This is a genomic window from Legionella oakridgensis ATCC 33761 = DSM 21215, assembly GCF_000512355.1.
Taxonomy (GTDB): domain Bacteria; phylum Pseudomonadota; class Gammaproteobacteria; order Legionellales; family Legionellaceae; genus Legionella_A; species Legionella_A oakridgensis.
Genome location: NZ_CP004006.1, coordinates 884,471 through 905,730, shown reverse-complemented (window position 1 = coordinate 905,730; position 21,260 = coordinate 884,471). Strand labels below are relative to the sequence as shown.

Sequence of the window (21,260 nt, the reverse complement as noted above, 5' to 3'; positions counted from 1 at the left end):
CCAATTTCTCCCTGTTTTTATAATTTCTGTCAGGGAATGCGTTTGTCCAAATTCATTGAAGGAGAATACGATGTTGCCTCATCTTCCTGATTATGTCCCCCCTAAACCGTCTCTTTGGCAAGGAAGAAAAGATAGTCTGGCTGGTGAACGTTATTTTCAGCAAGTGCAATGCATGAACCTGTTATCCGATTCCATAGAAGATGGCAAGCAATCGGTTATCTTGGGTTTTTGCAGTGATGAAGGCATTAAACGCAATTCAGGCCGCCCCGGTGCGGTAGAAGGACCAAATGCTATCCGAGTCCAATTGGGCAAACTCGCTTGTCATCAGCCGATGGGATTTCTCGATGTCGGTAATATCCTAGCTACGCCTGGCAATCTTGAATCAGCACAACATCAATTTTCAACCCTGATTGCTCATTGCCATCAGCATGGACATAAAACACTTGCCTTTGGTGGTGGCCATGAGATCGCCTGGCCGCATTTTCTTGGTCTAGCTTCTCATTATCCTAAGATCGGTATTATTAATTTCGATGCCCATTTCGATTTGCGGCCACCCCAAGAAGGACTGGGAACCTCAGGAACCCCTTTTTGGCAAATTCAAGAATATTGTCAGCAAAACAATCTTTCTTTTGAGTATTGTTGTCTTGGTATTCAGGCTGCAGCAAATACCAAAAGTCTTTTCGAGCGTGCTAAAGAATGGAAGGTCTCTTATTTAACAGCTGAGCAAATTCATAATGAGGGTTTTGCTTGGCAAATAGCATTTCTTGATGATTTTATGCTACGTCATGACTATCTTTATTTATCGATTTGTCTTGACGTATTTGCGGAGTGTTTTGCGCCAGGTGTCAGCGCACCGCAAGCAATCGGCTTAACCCCCTGGCAAGCGCTGCCCCTGTTGAAATATATCAAACAAAGTGGCAAAGTGATAAGCCTTGATATTGCTGAACTTTCACCACCATTGGATCAAGAACAAAGAACCGCACGTCTGGCGGCGATCCTGCTGGCTGAATTATTAAATTTAACTAATGAAGGAATTTACGCATGAAAAAACGATTCTCTATTCAGCTTTGGCGGTTATCATTGGTTTTCCTGTGTATGCGGACACCAATAATGCAACAACCAATGCAACAAACGCCAGCACGCAAGCTCCACAAACATCGCCAACGACTCAAAATCCTAATACAACCGCCGCGCCTCAAGCAGCTGCCGTCATAAATTGCGAGTATCATATTCCTCCAGAAAAAACAGACATTGATCCTACTCTAATTAAATCCTGGACAGAAAAAGCAACGATACAATCCTTTGATTTCAATTCCACCAGCATTGATCAGGATTTAGAAAAACTAAAATCTTGCTTTACTGAACAAGGCTGGCAAGGTTTTCATGCCGCACTCGAGCAATCAGGAAATATTAACTCCATTAAGACACAAAAGTTAACCGTGAGCAGTCAAGTGGATGGAGAAATCAAAATTGCCCCAGCCAAAGAAAATCAATGGAAAGTAACCGTGCCTTTGCAAGTGGTTTATCAGAACGACAAACAAAAATTAACTCAACTGCTTACCGTTGACGTGTTGATTGGTCGAAAAGTGTCTGGAGACCTTGGCATTATGCAAATGATTGCCACCCCCAGATTGCCAGAAAATCAATCCGCTAAGCCTGCAGCCACTGACAGCACAAAGACAGGAAGCACGGAGACCAAAGAACAAGCTCAACCTGCATCATCAAACGCAGCACCGGCTGGACAACCCTAGTGTTCTTCTGTCAAGCGTCGCCTTCATCCTTCCTTTTTAAAGGGAAGGATGGATTGCATACTTCCTCATATTAATTGTTAAGCTTTATTGGTAGTCTGGGCTGATTGTTTAGGAATGACCTCATCTTTGTCACCGTCCTCGTCTTCATAAGATAAGACGGTAACTTGCGTACCCATATCAATAAATTCTTCATTTAACCATTTTGCAGCACTCGGCAATACACGGATGCAACCATGACTGGAGTTATAAGGGGGAACTTCATACGCCGCATGAATGGTAAAACCACGATAAAAATACATGCAATAAGGCATCTTGGCGCCCCCCTCCGTCTGCACGGGGTATTCTCCAGATTTACAATCAGCTCCACGCTTATTGTAAATTCGGAAATTACCTGTCACCGTACGGCAAGGTTTTTGAATGTCTTCACAAAATTCCTTTCCGCCAGAACCACTGCCTGTCATGACACGATGCCCCTCAGCGTCGTAAGCTGCCCAGGCGGCTACTTTTGGGTCAAAGACAAATTGCTTTTTACCTGTTGCTCTTACTTGCTCCGGGAAATAATTTTTTCCGCGATAATCCCTTAAATAATGCTTTGTATGATGAACAATCCCATTATCATCAGTAATATAAGTAGATTCGTCAAATTCAACACAAGCGGTCAAAGTCAAGGAAATTGACAAACCAAACAATAAAGACTTGTTCATGAAAGAAAATCCTCTAAGCTGGAGTTTGTTTTTTAGAACCTGTCTTCAGAGTTGCCAGGCTGAGGCTAAAAACCTTGATTTTAGAGCACTGTAGCGCAGCATACATCGTAGTATGTGAGTAACAGAGCGCAGAAAATCGAGGCTTTTAGTCCTGCATAGCTAGACTATGAAGACAGGCTCTTAACCTGCGCCAGAAAACATAAACATCTGGCGCTAAATATGGGTTTAAGCTGTTATTCTGCGGTATTTAATTCTGGATGGCCTATCTGCCTTATCACCTAAGCGCCGTTTCCTGTCTTCTTCATAATCGCGATAACCACCTTCAATAAAGATCACCTGCGAATCACCTTCAAATGCAATCAGGTGGGTGCATATTCTATCCAAAAACCAACGGTCGTGGGAAACTACCACAGCACAGCCTGGGAAACTTAAAATAGCATCTTCCAATGCTCTTAGTGTTTCTACATCCAAATCGTTACTAGGTTCATCAAGAAGTAATACGTTGCCGCCACGCTTGAGCAATTTGGCCAAATGCACCCGATTGCGCTCCCCTCCTGATAATTGTGACATTTTTTTCTGTTGATCCGAACCTTTAAAATTAAAACGCCCAACGTAGGCGCGAGAAGGCATTTGAAAAGCACCAACCTGAATGATGTCATGCCCATCCGTAATTTCTTCCCAGACCGTTTTATGGTCATCCAGATGATCTCGCATCTGATCGACGTAAGCAAGATGCACTGTTTCACCAATACGTATTTCACCAGCATCCGGTTGCAGTTGCCCCGTAATCATTTTCAAGAAGGTCGACTTACCAGCACCATTCGGACCAATGATGCCTAATACCCCCCCTTTTGGCAAATGGAAATTAAAGTCATCAAATAACAACCGATCGCCAAAGCCTTTACAAATATGTTTCCCTTCCAAAACCAAATCCCCCAAGCGCTCGCCCGGTGGAATATACAATTCATTGGTTTCATTTCGTTTCTGAAATTCCTTGGAATTCAATTCTTCAAAGCGAGCAAGTCGTGCCTTGTTCTTAGCATGACGTCCTTTAGGCGAAGTTCGAACCCATTCAAGCTCAGCCTTAAGTGCCCGCTGATGTGACGCTTGCTGCTTTTGCTCAACTTCAAGCCGTGCATTTTTTTGTTCAAGCCAAGCGGTGTAGTTGCCTTTATAGGGAATGCCTTCACCACGGTCCAATTCCAAGATCCACTCAGCGGCATTATCTAGAAAATAACGATCATGCGTCACAGCCACCACCGTGCCAGGAAATTCTTCAAGATAGCGTTCAAGCCAGGCAACACTCTCAGCATCCAAATGGTTCGTGGGCTCATCAAGCAATAACATGTCTGGATTGGATAACAATAAACGACATAAAGCAACGCGGCGCCGCTCCCCTCCGGACAAGACATGAATTGGCGTTTCCCAGTCTGGCAAGCGCAGTGCATCAGAAGCAATTTCCAACCGGCGATCAAGATCCCATCCGCCGCCAACTTCAATAGCATGCTGCAAATCACCCTGTTCAGTAAGCAAAGCCGTCATTTCATCATCGCTCATTGGTTCGGCAAAACGCATACTGATGGCATCAAATTTTGCCAACAAATGTTTCATATCGATAACGGCTTCTTCCACAACCTGCCGTACGGTTTTCTCCAAATCAATGTCAGGTTCTTGAGCAAGATATCCGATTTTAATTCCTGGTTGTGCTCTTGCTTCCCCTTCATATTGCTTATCAACGCCAGCCATAATGCGCAGCAACGTGGACTTTCCGGAACCGTTTAAACCCAATACTCCGATTTTTGCCCCAGGCAAAAAACTCAATGAAATATCCTTAAGAATGAACCGTTGATTTTCAACAATTTTACTAACCCGGTTCATCGTGAAAATATATTGCGACATAACAACCTCATTGACTTACATAGGATCTGACAATGTCTAAGACCAATCCAAAATGACTTTACCCGACTGCCCTGATGCCATAATTTGAAATGCATGTTGAAATTCTGCCACCGGGAAATGATGCGTAATCACAGGCGAAATATCCAACCCGCTTTGCAGCATCGCTATCATCTTGTACCAGGTTTCAAACATTTCACGTCCATAAATTCCTTTAACAATCAACCCTTTGAAAATGACTTGATTCCAATCTATGGGCGTTTCCTGTGGCGGAATACCCAACATGGCAATGCGCCCGCCATGATTCATTGCTTTTACCATGTCATTCAATGCCATAGGATTGCCCGACATTTCCAAGCCAATATCAAACCCTTCCGTCATCCCCAATTCCTCCATGACCTCACGAATGGATTGGTATTTTACGTTAATGGCTCGGCTTACCCCCATTTTTTGCGCCAATTCCAAACGATGATCATTAACATCAGTAATAACGACGTGTCTGGCACCAATATGACGGACAATGGCGGCGGCCATAATGCCAATAGGGCCTGCGCCAGTGATTAATACATCTTCCCCGACGACATTAAAGGCCAAGGCACAATGAGTCGCATTTCCCAAAGGATCAAGAATTGCAGCCTGCTCCGCTGAAATATTATCCGGCAATACCAGCACATTACTGGCAGGCAAGACTAAAAATTCCGCAAAGCTGCCTGGACGATTCACCCCAACGCCTAAGGTATTACGGCATAAATGTCGTTTTCCTGCACGGCAATTCCGACATAGTCCACAAGTAATATGACCTTCCCCTGAAACACGTTGACCTGGTTTAAGCCCCTTAACTTCCCGACCAACCTCAACAATTTCACCATAAAACTCATGGCCTACCGTCATCGGGACAGGAATGGTAGCCTGTGCCCAGTCATCCCAGGAGTAAATGTGAATGTCGGTACCACAGATGGCGGTTTTTTTATTTTTATTAATACATCATTCACGCCGTATTCAGGCACCGGTACATCTTCCATCCAAATGCCAGGTTCACGTTTTGCTTTGACTAAGGATTTCATTTTTTCCTCTAAAAAATTAGATAATTTTAAGTTCCCGCCCTACTTTTTCAAATGCGGATAAAGCTCTGTCCAAATGATGAAGCTCAAGAGCAGCCGACATTTGAGTTCTGATGCGAGCCATTCCCTTGGGAACGACCGGGAATGAAAATCCCACCACATAAACTCCTTCCGACAGTAATTTTTCTGCCATCTGATTGGCAAGAACTGCATCACCAAGCATGACAGGAATAATAGCATGCTCACCAGGAATCAAGGTAAAACCCGCTTTGGTTAATCCCTCACGAAAATATTGACTGTTACGCTTCAGTTTTTTTATTAAATCATTATTACGTTGCAACAGATCAAGAACAGCAATGGAGGTGTGAGCAATCACCGGCGCCAGTGTATTGGAAAAAAGATATGGTCTGGAACGCTGCCGCAACCACTCCACAATGACCGCATTGGCTGAAGTATAGCCGCCAGAAGCACCGCCAAGTGCTTTCCCCAAGGTACCTGTTAAAATATCAATGTCATTAACCACACCAAAATGCTCAGGCGTACCACGGCCGGTTTCACCAATAAATCCCACGGCGTGAGAATCATCGACCATCACCATCGCTTGGTATTTTTTTGCTAATTCACAAATGGCTGGTAAATTAGCCAAAATGCCATCCATTGAAAACACGCCATCGGTAGCAATCAGGCGAAAACGTGCGTCCTTGGCAGCAATCAATTGCATCTCCAGATCTTTCATATCATTATTGGCATAACGCAATCGCTTTGCTTTACATAACCTTATGCCGTCGATGATGCTGGCATGATTCAATGCATCACTGATGATTGCATCTTCAGGACCTAGTAACGTTTCAAATAAACCAGTGTTAGCATCAAAACAGGACGAATATAAAATAGTATCTTCTTTCCCAAGAAAAGAACTAATTTTTTCTCCAGTTGTTTATGAGGCATTTGTGTACCACATATAAAACGTACAGAAGCCATCCCATAACCATACTGGGCTAATGCTTTTTGGCCTTCTGCGATTAAATCAGGGTGATTTGCAAGTCCTAAATAATTATTAGCACATAAATTAATGACTTCTTCCTGATTTACTTTAACCTCAGCTTGTTGCTGGCTGGTAATGACTCGTTCTGACTTGAATAAGCCTTCTTGTTTAATCTTATCCAACTCGGTATGCAAAAATTCAATAAAACGATCATCCACAACAGCCTCCTTCGGATTGAATAAATTCGGCGATAATAACAAATTTTAGACAAGTTCACTATGAAAAAGAACCATGGAAAAGAAACTAGAGCCTGTATTGAATGCTTTTCCATGAATAGCACCTTACTTCAATTCTTGCTAAAATCACGGCAACGTTTTAACCTAAGTCATTAATTTAGCGGTGGGCCTTCATGAGTACTCAAATCGAATGCAGAAATATGATCAAGCAACAATTACGTACCGGTGACGTGCTTGATGAATCCATTCTTGAACTTTATAAAACAATTCCTCGGGATGAGTTTGTACCGAACGATTATAAGCACTTTGCTTATTCAGACATGCAAATCAGCCTTCCACATGGCCAGCGTATGATGACTCCCTTGGAAGAAGCGCAAATGCTGCAAGCTTTGGCATTGAATGGCAATGAAACGGTACTGGAAGTTGGCACCGGTACAGGTTTTTTAACCGCCTTATTAAGCCGGCTAGCCAAACAAGTGATTAGTCTTGAGTATTTTGCCGATTTTACAGCAAATGCTCGCCGAAAATTAACGGAACATCACTGTACGAATGTTGAATTGATCACAGGAGATGCTTGCCGTGGCTGGCTTGATAAAGCACCTTATGATGTCATGATATTTACTGGTGCTCTGGATGCTCTTACAGAAACCCATCGTCTTCAGCTGTTGCCGGGGGGAAAATTGTTTGCCATCATTGGGAAAGAACCAATCATGCAAGGGCAATTGCATACGTTGGGATACAACAATCAGTGGCAAGAAAAATTAATTTTTGAAACCAACATACCTCCATTAATAAACAAATTAAAACCCAAAGAATTTGTTTTCTAGGACAAGAGTACATGAAAAAAACGCTTTCGTGTTTGTTGCTGGCTTTAAATTGCCTATCCGCAGCACAAGCAGCAGATTTAATGGATGTTTATCGTCAGGCATTGGAAAACGACCCAACGTTTAAGGCAGCGTACAGCACTTTTATGTCAAACACAGAAACCATTCCACAAGCTCGCGCTGCGCTTTTACCACAATTAACCGCCACAGCCCAGGTCAGCCGTAATGTTATTAATGTCACTGCCGGTTCCATATCTTCAGAACAAACCTATAACAGCCAACAATGGCAGTTGTCCGCAACGCAAGCGATCTTCAATTATCAAGCATGGGCAAAAGTCCAGCAGGCAAAAGCCTCGGTTAAAGCTTCTCTTGCAACCTTTAATGATTCTGCTCAGGATTTAATTTTACGCACTGCCAAGGCTTATTTTGATGTATTATTTGCCAAAGACACTTTAAATTTCGCCGAGGCCAAATTACGAGCCAACAAACGCCAGTTAGAACAAGCCCAACAACGTTTTAACGTAGGACTGGATGCAATTACCTCAGTGTATGAAGCAAAGGCAGCCTATGACCAATCTATTGCAGAAGTCATTTCAGCCAAAAATAATCAAATCAATCAAAATGAAAACTTGCGGAAATTGACCAACCATGTGTATGAACAATTATCGCCATTGCGAGACAGCCGCGTCCCTCTCATCAAGCCAGAACCTAATGATGTCAATGAATGGGTAGCGACTGGTTTAAAACAAAATTACAAATTATTATCATCCAAATACAGCCTGCAAGCTGCCCGTGAAAATATCAAAGTACAGACTTCCGGCAATTGGCCCGTCTTTTCAATTCAGGGAAATACCAATCGTACTTCTAATAGTGGCGGCGCAAGCAACTTTTTCGTTCCTTCGAATCAACAAACGTCCAACGTTGCCTTGGCTATGAATTTCCCCTTTTACCAAGGGGGATTAGTCGAAGCGCAAACCAGGCAAGCTCAATATGACTTTCAAACCACCAGTGAGAAGTTAGAACAAACCTATCGTGAGATAGCAGTCAATAGTCAAATTGCTTTCAACACCATTGTGGATGGCATCAGTAAAGTTAAGGCTGATCGACAAACCATCATCTCACAACAAAATTCTTTAGAAAGTACTGAGGCCCAATTTCAAGTCGGTACCCGAACCATGGTTGATGTGGTGACAGCCCAACAACGTCTGTTTGAAGCACAGGAACAATTGGCACGTGATCAATATAACTTGATTAATGCTATTTTAAATTTAAAATACCTAGCCGGTTCGTTAAATGTGGACGATCTGGCAGAGGTAAATTCCTGGTTGACAACCACTCGAGTCAATCATTTTCCACCTCAAGAGCAAGCCATAGTGGCTAAGTAAGTTTGGTAAATTGCTTGCTTTACGCAAAAATAAGCATGCGTAAAGTGAGTTCATCAGGTTTTAGTTATGACATCTTCTTGTTCTACCATTGAAAAAAAATTATTGCATTACACCGGCAAAGCCATTTCTGATTTTAATATGATTCAGCGTGGCGATCGGGTCATGGTTTGCTTATCCGGAGGTAAAGACTCTTTTACCTTACTAACTTTGTTGCATGCGTTGCGCATTCGTTCAAATAAAAAATTTGAATTGTTTTCGTTCACACTGGATCAATCTCAACCAGGATGGAATGATAGTCTTCTACGCCACTGGCTTAAAGAAAAAACATTCCTCACGAAATATTGACTCGAGACACATACAGCATTGTCAAAGAAAAAATACCGGAAGGTAAAACCTATTGCTCATTATGTTCAAGACTGCGCCGTGGAATTATTTACCGCTACGCTGAAGAACATGGATTTAATAAAATAGCCCTTGGCCATCATCGCGATGATCTGATTCGTACCTTGATGATGTCTATTCTTTATAATGGCGACATACGTTCCATGCCACCAAAATTGCTGAGTGATGATAAAAAACACATCGTCATTCGACCCATGTGTTATGTCCAGGAGCGCGATATTATTGCCTATGCAACGGAGCAACATTTTCCCATCATCCCCTGCAATTTATGCGGCTCCCAGGAAAATCTGGCTCGTAAGCGTATAGGACGCCTGATTGATCAATTGGCTGAAGAAAATCCAAAAGTGCCAAGCAATATCCTGCATGCGTTACAAAGCATTAAACCCAGTCAGTTAATGGATCAAGACTTGTGGAATTTTAAAACTCTGGAAAAAGAACTGGCAAATAACTCAGAACAAGATGCGCTGATGTTTACTTTTGATGAGGAAGCTTAAACCTCTCAAAAACGAGGGCCAAAATGAACGGTACGGTTCCTAATAATTGTTTACTATCAATCATGCATACTACAAACGGTTAACAAATCATCTGCATTGATATAGAATTCCCCGTACCTTACTTCAGATGAATCTAATGACAATGACTGAAGCTCTAAGCACGAACTTCCGAAAACTACGTGTTTATAAAAGGCGAGCTTTAAAATTTGATTTCATCGCCGCTATCGTAGTCTTTTTGGTTGCCATTCCCTTATGTTTAGGCATTGCCCTTGCTTCTGGTGCCCCGCTGTTCTCAGGCATTTTAAGCGGCATTATTGGCGGTATTGTGGTCGGCAGTTTGAGTGGCTCTCAAGTGAGCGTCAGCGGCCCAGCCGCTGGCATGGCCGCAGTGGTTCTCGCAGCCATCGCACAGCTTGGAGACTTTAATACATTTCTCTTGGCTTTAACTCTGGCAGGACTATTGCAGATCATGGTGGGCAGCCTGCGGGCTGGTTTTATTGCCGATTATGTTCCCTCTAACGTCATCCAAGGGTTACTGTGTGCCATTGGTCTTCTGCTTATCATTAAACAGTTGCCGCTTGCTTTCACGCTGTCTTCCGATCTGGCGGAACTGAAAATGCACCTGTTGGAAACAACGGAAGGATTAACGCTGAAACCATTGTATGAATTATCTTTTCATATCAATAGTGGAGCAATGCTTCTCTCTCTCATTTCCTTCGCCATTTTAATTTTTTTCAGTAAAACCAACATAGCATGGCTTAAAGTCATTCCTGGCCCTATTGTGGTCGTCATTGCCGGTATTATTCTCAATGAGCTGTTTGTTTTAAGTGACTCCTACCTTGCCCAAAACTCGCCACAGTTAGTCAATATTCCGGAACATGATGGATTTTCCGATTTTCTCTCGCAATTGCAATCACCTACATGGTCAGCTTGGAATAACCCTAAAGTCTATTTGTATGCTTTTATTCTTGCCACGGTTGCATCGTTAGAAAGCTTACTCAATGTCAAGGCAGGCGAAAAGTTGGATCGCAAACGTCGCTATTGCTCGAAAGATCAAGAATTGTTTGCCCAAGGATTTGGTAATTTAATTTCTGGCTTGATTGGAGGCATTCCAATCACCTCAGTCATTGTCCGCACGTCAGTCAATATCCAGGCTGGGTCAAAAACCAAAGTATCCACCATTCTACATGGGCTCTTTATTCTATTTGCAGTGATGCTGATTCCTCAAGCTTTAAACAAAATACCTTTATCATCACTGGCCGCTATCCTTATCTACACCGGTTATAAACTGACAAGCCCATCCATTTATTTAAATATTTTTCGTCAGGGTTTAGATCGGTTTATTCCATTTATTGCCACCGTCATCAGCATTGTGGTATTTAATTTACTTGCGGGTATACTCTTGGGGCTTTTGGTCAGTCTTTTTTATATCTTAAAATCCAACAGCCAGGTACGATTAGACATCATCAAAGAATTTTATCCAAACGGCGTCACCAATCGCCTGATACTGCCGCAACAAACCACTTTTTTAAATAAAGCTTCTCTGGTGGCGGAACTTGATTCAATTCCAAGAAATTCCCAATTAATTATCGATGCTCGATATTCCGATTATATCGATAAAGAAATTGTTGAATTTCTTAAAGAATTTAAAAATGAACAAGCACCCCATAAACAACTGTCTTTAAATCTAATTGGCTTTAAAGATCACTACGCTATCCATAATTACATTGATTTTATTAATGTAACCACCTACGATGTGCAATCCATGCTTAAGCCATCTCAGGTATTAAATATATTAAAAGAAGGCAATCAGCGTTTTCTTCATGACAATCGTATCCATCGCAGTATAAAAACCGACATCAAGTACACAGCAACCACTCAACACCCTATTGCCGTGGTTCTGGGTTGCATTGATTCAAGAGTTCCCGTTGAAACGATTTTTGATATGAGTTTTGGTGACTTGTTTTGTGTGCGGGTCGCAGGAAACGTTGTTAATGACGATGTACTGGCCAGCATAGAATACGCCTGCCATGTAGTCGGCGCTAAGTTGATTGTAGTTTTAGGTCATACGCGTTGCGGCGCCATTCAGGCTGCCTGCGATAATGTGGAGCAAGGCCATATTACGCAATTGCTCGCCAAAATCAAACCTGCCATCACCGCTGAAACCCAAACCGCTCAAAATCGCACCAGCAAAAACAGTGATTTTGTCTATCATGTCACGGAATTAAATATTGCCAATACATTGCAGCATATTTATCAGGAAAGCAAGATTTTAAGCACCATGATGAATCATGAAGACATCAGCATGGTTGGTGCGGTCTATGACGTCCACACCGGCGAGGTAAAATTTAAAGATTTCTCAGCGGAAGTCACTTATTTTGATAAGAAACATAGCAATCAGCTTGCAGAAAAATTACATAAACTAATCCATGAGGCAAACTCTGAACACTAGGAGTCAACATGCGTGCGTCACAATGGTTTTATGCCACCCTTAAAGAAACACCGAATGACGCGGAAATTATTTCGCATCAGTTGATGCTAAGAGCTGGGATGATCAGAAAACTTGGCTCTGGCCTTTATACATGGCTGCCGTTAGGATTAAAGGTCTTGCGCAAAATTGAACACATCGTTCGGGAAGAAATGAACCGCTCCAATGCGCTGGAAGTCTTGATGCCAGCCGTACAACCCGCCGAGCTTTGGCAAGAAACAGGCCGATGGGATTCCTTTGGTGGTCAACTTTTGACCATGAGAGACAGTAATAATCGTGATTATTGTTTTGGACCAACGCATGAAGAAGTTATTACGGATCTCATGCGCAACGAATTGCATTCCTATAAGCAACTTCCTGTCAATTTATATCAGATACAAACCAAGTTTCGTGATGAAATCAGGCCCAGATTTGGTGTCATGCGCGCACGCGAATTCATTATGAAAGACGCTTATTCCTTTCATCTAAACCAAGAATGCTTACAACGCACCTATGACGTCATGTACCACACTTATTGTAGAATATTTGACCGTTTGGGGCTTAAATATCGTGCCGTAGAAGCAGACACAGGGGCCATCGGAGGTTCAGCTTCTCACGAATTTCAAGTGTTGGCTGATTCGGGTGAAGATTTAATTTTTTACAGTGACAACAGTGATTATGCTGCCAATGTTGAGCAGGCCGTTTCTCTTATCCCACCTAAAGCCACAGCTTTGCCGCAAGAAGTGATGACTTTAGTGGGCACTCCTGGACAAAAAACCATTGCTGAGGTCGCACATTTTTTACACATTAAACCCGAGCAAACGGTTAAAACATTAATTGTTGAAGGTCAGGAACATCCTTTGATTGCTCTTGTTTTAAGAGGAGATGATGAATTAAATGAAATCAAAGCAGCCAAACACCCTTTAATTAAATCACCCTTGTCGTTTGCCAATGACAAGAAAATTATCGATACCTTGGGTATACCAATTGGCTCGCTTGGTCCTGTGGGTCTTAACATTCCAGTAATCGCTGATCATCAAGCGCTTGCTCTGACTGCATTTGCCTGCGGTGCCAATGAAGCCGATAAACATTACCTCCATGCTGCCTGGGGAAGAGATGCCCATTACGATGAAGCTTATGATTTACGCAATGTCAAAGAAGGTGATCCAAGCCCTGATGGCAAAGGATATTTACACGCCTGCCGAGGCATAGAAGTTGGTCACGTTTTTCAATTAGGCGATAAATACGCCCATGCCATGAATGCCGCAGTTCTCAATGAAGAAAGTCAGCTGCAAATCATGTCTATGGGTTGCTATGGACTAGGAATCTCTCGCGTTGTCGCAGCAGCCATTGAGCAACACCACGATGATCGTGGTATTATTTGGCCAAAAGCCATGGCTCCGTTTCAGCTTGTTATCATCCCTATCAACAGCCATCGAGCGCCACGAGTAAAAGATAAGGCAGAAGCTCTTTATCAAGACTGCCAATCCCGTGGCATTGATGTCTTGCTTGATGATCGTAATGAACGTCCTGGCGTGTTGTTTGCGGACAATGACTTGATAGGCATTCCTCACCGCTTTGTAATCAGTGAAAGGAATCTTGAGCAAGGATTGATAGAATATAAAGCCCGTCATGAACATGAGTCGTCACTGATTCCGATCATTGAATTTAATACATTCCTAACGGCTTTATTCTCTTTATAAAAATATCCGTGATAATCCTGGATAGAGCATGATGCATTTATTCAGGATTCATGGCCTAAAATCCTATCTTAAATTAATATTAAGTTAATAATTACCTTCTATACTGTGACTTATAAAAATGATTGTAGTATAAAATAACCGATTGCTGAAAGACTGAGGAAGCCATGAGCGTGTTTACTGAGGCACTTAATCGACTTAAAGCAGATATGGAAGCAATAGCTGGGGAAACCTTTTCTTATGAGACTGCAAAACTAGGTCGGGATGATGCAAAACAAGTTTTTGCTGACCTAAGGTTATTACCAGAATCTCTGCATTCAGAAGCCACTGATTTTGTCTCTCCTGCCAAATCTGATTATTCCGATAATGTTTTGCAAGCCATATGGAACATAGCCGACCTTACCACCAAAATTGCAGAAGGTCGTTCCTCTTTACCAAGTCAACTCATGGCTTTTAGAAAATCCTTTGGATATTTGGACAAAAAAACCTGGGTGCCCAAAATCATTGACGATAAAACTTATCAGGCAGGATTAGCCATGCAGCGCTTCCTGGTCGTGGGTGTCAATGATCCAGAAGCCAGAGAGAAAGGATTAACAAATCTCCTGCAGGGACTGCAAAAAGAGTTAGAGAAACGCCTCATGATCTATGAGGCACACACGCCTGAAGCCATTGCCAAAGCCACCACCTATCAAAAAGAGGAAGTACAATTCCGAGAGCAAGCAAGGCAACAAACGGCAGCCTGGCATGTGCAATATGACCAATTTCAGCAACTCATTGGAGAAGAGTCGATTCAAGATTTACTACGCCCCGGCAAAGAACTTTTGGAATCAGGTTCCAACGACGTATCAGCAATCGATGCCATGATTGCTGATAGACGCCGAGTTCTTGCGCAACTTAAAGAGCAAATCACGCTATTTCGCCAATTTAATACGGTGTGGAAAAAAGAGTTGGATCGCCATTTTCCCAATATCATTTCCCATTATCACCGCTTATTAGCAAATCCAGAAACGGCCACCATCCATGAGATTATTACTGCCTGGCAGAATTTATTTAATACTGGCATTGATGTTACACAAAATACCATAAAGTCCGAACTAGATACGCTGCATGACGAAGGCATTGCTGCTTGCACTAATGAAACGCGCATCACTGAATTATTTGAAACGCAAATTGCCAAGCTCACAGAAGCTCGAGAACTTGCTGTTTATAAACAACAATTAAGAGCCGCAATAACGATGGAAGATATTGCCGTACCCGATTTTATAACGGGTGAAGGGGAGACGCTGGCTTATACCGTACGGCCCGCCAGTGCAACGGATGATCTTACGCGCTTAACAGAAAATAGCGAAGCTTATGTCGCATTAATTGCCGCGTTGCGGCAATACAGTGCACGACTCACCGACCAGCAACGGGCCTTAGAACACCGAGACGATCAACTAAATTTAGACTTACCTCCTCCGCCACCACATGCAGAAAAAGAAGCCTTCAAACTCGCTCTGGAAAAAACCCACGTCGACTTGCTTGCGAAAATCACGACCATAAGGACCCAACGAGATCATGTTCAGCGATTGATTACCACGGCATTAAGAGAACACCAAACCATTGAAGAAGCTCGTTCGAAACACACCCGTGAAGGTCGTGAGCAATTATTGCATGCCACAAAAGAAAAAGAAGAGGAAACGTTTAAAATTGCAAAAGCCTCCGCCATAAAATTAGCCGAAAAAAAAGCAGCATTAGCCAGCATGACGGAACCTGAAGGCATTGAAGAAGCCCTTGACCAATTACGCCATCATGAAGCAGCCCGCCGAGAAGCGCTTAGAATCGCCGATGAAACGCTGGCAAGGTTTGCACAAGCCATTGAAAATCGTTCTAGTCTCTATATTCCTGCAAAAGACGTCCCGCAGGAAGAGTTAAAGCGATACCTTGAATGCAGTGAAACAATTGGACAGTTCATCGACGAATTGTATGAACATGAACGCCAGGCTGGCGCCTGGTATGGCTTAAATACAACCTATGCGCTTGATTTAATCAATCATCATACCTCCATTTTTGAAAGTGATTTTGATAGCGACATGGAATTCCTGATGGAATACATTCAAGCCAAACGCACACAAATTGCCGCCGAACTGACCGTCGATATTACCCAAGCCTCTTCTGTCGCACCCGTTTCACAAAGTCCATCCGAAGTAACTCTTTATAAGTTACAGCAACGCTATCAGGAAATTATTGAACCGCGAAAAGCCAGAGAAAGACAAGCACAAGAACTGCATCATTTAGAAATACAAACTCATCTGCACGATTTTGCGCACGCTCATGCCAAATTTGAACATCGGATGTTGAAACTGGAGTTAAAACTAAGAGACGCGCAAGCGCGAGAAGGGGAAGTGCGCCTGCTGTTAGATGGGCTGGAGGGCCTGTCGGCCAATGAAGCCTTGGCGGCTATTCGCCGTCATGAAACGGCGATTTCGCGAATGCAAAACCTTCTTACTACTTCAACGTTTGCAGACCGATCTTGTGAAGAACAAGTGCGTCAAATTACCAGAAAATTAGCGGCCCATGACAGCGCATGGACATCTCTTAACGAAAGGATTTTGAATGTAGAAACGCTCACTCCAGAACAAACAGAGCAAAAAGAAACTTTAGATGCACAATTACAGCAATTAAAGGAACGAAACGGCCAATTGTCACAGCAATATAATGCATTAAATAGACTTCTTACAGAAGTAATCCGTAAAAAAGAAGCTCTGCAATTACAGCGATTGGCTGAAATGGCAGCCTCCATGCAGGATTTGGCAACCCAGGCGGATAACCTCGCGTTGCTGGCAACACCGGAAAAACAAAGATTACAAGAAGCTATCCACAAACAATTGCAAACATTGGCGGTTGTCGACGCCTCTTTGTTGACCGATGTCTCCGGCAGCAAAAAGCCAGCTATTGCAGAGCAACTTGAAGCCATTGAACGCTTGAAACCTCGTTTGTCATCTGCCGAAAAAACATTACAACAAGCGACTGGTGTTTCAGGCGTCTATGATGACGAAGACCTAGAAACGGTAAGAAGAGTGCGGCATGATCGTTTAACCGCGTTGAAAACCAAATTCTTCGGCTCCCGTGATGACCAATTGAGTGGAATATTTGGCGATTATCTTAAAGAACGAGCACACACCTTTTCATGGCGCGATTTCTTCAGCAGCGCTGCCGCATTATTTCTGAGGTGCTTCAGTTATCAAACGGAAGCAGAAAAGCGCCAAAACTACCTGGAGCAATTAAACAGTGCAGTCGCTGAGTATCAACAAAACCCAGCCCGCTACAATGCCTTACAAACCGTCATCGGGGAAGGTTTACAGCGTTTCAAACCTCGCGCCAACGAAGATCATCCTGACTATCAAAAATCATTGCACGCCAAACTTAGTGCTTTTAAACAAGAACTGGCAGAAACGCTTACCGTAAGACCAACGCAACTAGAAGCACCTCGCTCAACCTTATTTTAACCTTCCGCCAAGGCTTTCACTTATAATCTGGCTAAACGCCATAGCAAACCAAGTTTGAACGTAATACTGTCTTAAGTTTTTTCCTTTATTATAAAGGAAAGTAACAAGTAATGCATTGGAGTATATCCCCATGGTCGCTTTTAAAAAATACACAGGCAATTATTCTCAAGTCCTAAGCCAATTGCACTTGCCCAAGGGCTTCGATGCTCCTAATGGCAGTAAAACTGCCTATGATGAGGCCGTAGAAAAAGATCTCCCAAGAATCTGTTATGCCTCTTATCAACACAGCGTTCGTGAAATGCAAGACCGCTTGCGTGACACCTCTCACCAAGCAGATGAGTCATTATCTTACACGCAAGGCAATTTTTATGGCGGTGTATTTACTGAATCCAGCATTAAAACCCTGCCAAAATTCTTTGACTTAATACCACAAGCTGCTAGCGAAGGAACATTACGCACCTTTCAAAACTCCATTGGCTTCGCTTTTGTTGACGATGCAGGAAGAAATTGCGGCATATCCATTACTTATTTAAGAGATGATTCAAATCCTGATATCCCCGCAGACGCAAGAAATTGCCCTTTTGCTGTTGCTATTATAAGAAATACCACGGCAGAACCCAGTCAGCGGGAAGTGACCTATCTAAGCCACCCTGACGTTTTAGCGGAAGAAGCCGCTGCAGCAGGCGAAGATTTGGATTCTGCGGCCTTGCCGGCTGAGCTGGCTCGTTTAATTAACTCTGAAAAAATCTCTCGTTTATTACAACCTCTTTTTGCCGGAGAATCTATTTCCTTGCAAGCTTTTTCGGAATTAGACGAACGAATTAAAGCCAATCATAATATCGACGATCGTGATTATCGCACCACCCTGTTGCAAAAATACGTTACCTTTGCTCAAACCATGCCTCATGATGATGATTTGGATGAACATTTGGCGGCAGTTGCCGAAGCGGCACAAAACGATGTGAATTTCTTTAAACTCGACGACTTTGAACATTCTTTAAAAACTCTGTTTACCAAGATCAATGAACAAATTGATGCCCACTCGGATGACGAAGAAACCCAAAAACCACTCAAACTGCAAAATCAGTTGGCTCTCTACGCCATTGAGTTAGAACTCAAAGCTTCTATTTTGTTTGATGAAAAACAAAGAAATATAAAAGAAGCTTTATTGAAGCAAGCTGCCGCAATTCAACAGCTCAGCGAACATCCACCAAAGGATAAGAATTTTCCGACCCTGGTCACTGAAACATTGCAACAGGCACTTACAGCCCAAAAAGCAAAGATGAGGCAAGAACATCAACAAGACAAAGGAAGAATCATTACCGAGAATGGACAAGAACTCATTAAGCTAGACAAAGAAAAACCATCACAGCCAAACTTCTGGCAACGAAACCGCACCGCGCTTGTGATAGGCACCTTGGCTTTGCTGCTTGCGGTCAGTTTGGCCTTGGTTTTAACCGGTGTGCTTGCTCCCGTCGGTATTGCTTTAGCCGCTGGCAGCCTTGCCAGTGCGATAGCCATAGGCCTTACCGCCACCTCAGGGGCATTTACCATAGCCGCCGGCGCCAAAATAGCCTATGATGAAACACAATTTGCAAACGGTACCAGCCAATACCACAAACAACTTAAGCTGCATGAAGATAAAGTACAACAATGCAGAGATTCTTTAAATCCCCGTTTAGAACGCGCTGACGACGCCTATCGACAAAAACTGCAAGGCTTTGAAGTGCCGTTTCAAACACTATCCCAAGAGCTGGCCACTCCATTGTATTCTCTTGCTGACCAAGCACCTCCAGTTGCGTCTATGAGAAGAGCTCGCTCGTTATCCGATGTATCTCTAGGGACATCCAGAGAAGCTTTATTTAGTCCGTCTCTTCCCAGGAGCCGTTCTCTTTCAGACGTTCGGGATGATGAAGAACATGGCCTAGACGTGGGGCACGCTCTCTAACAGTTGACGGGTATAACTGTGAGATGGATGATTAAAAATCGTCTCACAGTCTCCTTGTTCAACAGCCTTTCCTGCCCGCATAACCAAGACTTCATCAGCAAGATAAGCCACCACACCCATATTATGAGTAATAACAAATACGATAATCCAAACGATTGCTGCATTCTTTCAAAAGATTTGAGAATTTTGCGCTTGTACAGAGATATCCAGTGCACTGGTAGGTTCGTCACAAATCAAAAGCTCTGGTTCCGTTGCCAATGCTCTTGCGATGCAAATACGCTGACGTTGACCGCCAGAAAATTGATGAGGATAACGGTGCAAGCTTTTAACTGATAAATTCACTTGTTCCAAGAGCTGTACTTGTTTTTATGAATTTGTGCGTGACGCATGCCTTGAGCTAACATGCCCTCAGCCAAAATTTCTCCAACCGTCATACGTGGATTCATGGAAGAAAAGGGATCTTGAAAGATAATTTGTACTTTTTTTCTAAAAGCACGTAGGGTTCGGCCTCGCAGGTCAGAAACATTCTGGCCATGATACATGATTTGACCGGAGGTAATGGGTTGCAATCGCAATAATGCTCGAGCGGTGGTTGTTTTTCCACAACCGGATTCACCAACCAATGCCAGAGTCTGGCCCTTGCGCAAATTAAACGATAATCCATCAACCGCCTTATGAATGTCACGATTACGTTTCAACCAACCACCTGTCGCGAAATAGACCGCCAAATGCTCTACCGAGAGAATGATTTCATTCGATGTATGACTTGTTGTCCATGACTGCTCCTGCTGAACCAAAGCCGGTGGACAATCATGCTCGGGATATAAATGACAACGGACAAGTCTTGTCGGCTTTGGCTCTTGTAATTGTGGCTCCACCGTTGCACAAGGCGCGAATACATGGGCACAGCGGGGGTGAAAACGACATCCTGCCGGCATGGCATCCAGAACAGGAACGACTCCACCAATGGCTTGTAATTGTTGTCCGCGCTTGGCAAAAGATGGTAAAGAAACCAGCAACTGTTGTGAGTAAGGATGTAAGGGCTGTTTAAAAAAATCATCAACATTGGCTGTTTCAACGACTTGCCCAGCATACATAACACACACTTGATCTGCCATGGTCTTGACCACGCCCAGATCATGGGTGATCATGAGCAAGCTCATCTGGCGCTGTTGCTGTAATTTTTTCAATAATTTAAGAATTTGTGCCTGTATGGTTACATCCAGTGCCGTGGTTGGCTCATCGGCAATGAGTACCTCTGGACGACTCGCCAACGCCATGGCAATGACCACACGCTGTTTTTGCCCCCCCGATAATTGATGGGGGTATTGTCGTAAGCGCCTTGCTGGCTGCGGCATTTCAACTTCATTCAGTAAAGCCAGCATATGCTCTTTTATTTGTGCACGTGACATCGTTTGATGACGACGTAACGCTTCTGACAACTGTTCCCCAATACTTAACACTGGATTTAATGCAGTCATTGGTTCTTGAAATATCATCGCCAATCGCCGCCCCCGAATACCTCGCATCAGGCATTCAGGCAAATTCAGCAATTCCTGCTCTCCCAGCACCACCTCACTCTTTTGACCATACACTCCATTAGGCGGCAATAACCGCATCATAGCCAGGGAGGTCAGGGATTTACCACATCCAGATTCGCCAAGCAATGCCAATGTTTCACCAGCATTTAAGTAAAAGAGACATCATCAACGGCAGTAATCACCTGCTTTTCTGTTTGAAAAGCAATGCTTAAATGTTTGACTTCGGCAGTATGCATAGAAAAACTCAAGCTCTCAAGTTTTTACGAACGTATGATGCCTATCAGTATGCTTGTTCCTGCGAAAGAGTACTACTTTATTTTTAATTTTGCCCATAACTTCTTCTTTTCTTAAGAAGCCATTGCTAGAGATTTGATAGCA

The 21,260-nt window shown here is 43.2% G+C and carries 10 protein-coding genes and 4 pseudogenes; 9 read left to right on the top strand and 5 right to left on the bottom strand.

Annotation, left to right across the window (positions count from 1 at the left end; all coding sequences use genetic code 11):
• Positions 1-70: 70 nt before the first annotated feature.
• Together hutG and LOA_RS04460 are read left to right on the top strand one after the other, a co-directional pair.
• Positions 71-1,045, top strand: coding sequence for a formimidoylglutamase (gene hutG / locus LOA_RS04465; RefSeq protein ID WP_025385313.1), 975 nt, complete (start codon positions 71-73; stop codon positions 1,043-1,045).
• A complete protein-coding gene (locus tag LOA_RS04460) occupies positions 1,026-1,751 on the top strand; it encodes a DotI/IcmL family type IV secretion protein (RefSeq protein WP_025385312.1) in 726 nt (241 codons plus the stop codon). Before hutG ends, LOA_RS04460 begins: the two co-directional genes overlap by 20 nt.
• Positions 1,752-1,828: 77 nt before the next feature.
• Here the strand turns inward: LOA_RS04460 and LOA_RS04455 are convergent, their stop codons facing one another.
• From LOA_RS04455 to LOA_RS04440, 4 genes and pseudogenes are all read right to left on the bottom strand, one after another.
• A complete protein-coding gene (locus LOA_RS04455; RefSeq protein ID WP_025385311.1) occupies positions 1,829-2,455 on the bottom strand; it encodes a L,D-transpeptidase in 627 nt (208 codons plus the stop codon).
• A gap of 225 nt (positions 2,456-2,680) precedes the next feature.
• On the bottom strand, positions 2,681-4,354 hold the full coding sequence (gene ettA / locus LOA_RS04450) for an energy-dependent translational throttle protein EttA (RefSeq protein ID WP_025385310.1): 1,674 nt from the start codon (positions 4,352-4,354) through the stop codon (positions 2,681-2,683).
• A gap of 36 nt (positions 4,355-4,390) precedes the next feature.
• Positions 4,391-5,415, bottom strand: a pseudogene (tdh, locus tag LOA_RS04445) (L-threonine 3-dehydrogenase).
• Positions 5,416-5,431: 16 nt separating this feature from the next.
• Positions 5,432-6,615, bottom strand: a pseudogene (locus LOA_RS04440) (glycine C-acetyltransferase).
• 191 nt (positions 6,616-6,806) lie between these two features.
• Between LOA_RS04440 and LOA_RS04435 the strand changes: the two are divergent.
• From LOA_RS04435 to LOA_RS04405, 7 genes and pseudogenes are all read left to right on the top strand, one after another.
• A complete protein-coding gene (locus LOA_RS04435; protein ID WP_025385309.1) occupies positions 6,807-7,460 on the top strand; it encodes a protein-L-isoaspartate O-methyltransferase family protein in 654 nt (217 codons plus the stop codon).
• Positions 7,461-7,471: 11 nt separating this feature from the next.
• On the top strand, positions 7,472-8,842 hold the full coding sequence (locus tag LOA_RS04430) for a TolC family outer membrane protein (protein ID WP_025385308.1): 1,371 nt from the start codon (positions 7,472-7,474) through the stop codon (positions 8,840-8,842).
• Between the two features lie 66 nt (positions 8,843-8,908).
• Positions 8,909-9,738: pseudogene (gene ttcA / locus LOA_RS04425) on the top strand (tRNA 2-thiocytidine(32) synthetase TtcA).
• A gap of 142 nt (positions 9,739-9,880) precedes the next feature.
• Positions 9,881-12,190 carry a bifunctional SulP family inorganic anion transporter/carbonic anhydrase gene (locus LOA_RS04420; protein ID WP_025385307.1) on the top strand — a complete coding sequence of 770 codons (2,310 nt, stop codon included), beginning with the start codon at positions 9,881-9,883 and terminating at the stop codon, positions 12,188-12,190.
• 8 nt (positions 12,191-12,198) lie between these two features.
• The gene (locus tag LOA_RS04415; protein ID WP_025385306.1) at positions 12,199-13,908 is read left to right on the top strand and encodes a proline--tRNA ligase; all 1,710 of its coding nucleotides are present in this window, start codon (positions 12,199-12,201) and stop codon (positions 13,906-13,908) included.
• A 164-nt stretch (positions 13,909-14,072) separates the two neighbouring features.
• On the top strand, positions 14,073-17,393 hold the full coding sequence (locus LOA_RS04410; protein ID WP_025385305.1) for a coiled-coil domain-containing protein: 3,321 nt from the start codon (positions 14,073-14,075) through the stop codon (positions 17,391-17,393).
• Between the two features lie 130 nt (positions 17,394-17,523).
• Positions 17,524-19,341, top strand: a complete 1,818-nt coding sequence (locus tag LOA_RS04405; protein ID WP_025385304.1) for a hypothetical protein — start codon at positions 17,524-17,526, stop codon at positions 19,339-19,341.
• Here the strand turns inward: LOA_RS04405 and LOA_RS04400 are convergent.
• A pseudogene (locus tag LOA_RS04400) lies at positions 19,318-21,118 on the bottom strand (ABC transporter ATP-binding protein). The gene LOA_RS04405 and the pseudogene LOA_RS04400 overlap by 24 nt on opposite strands.
• Positions 21,119-21,260 lie beyond the last annotated feature (142 nt).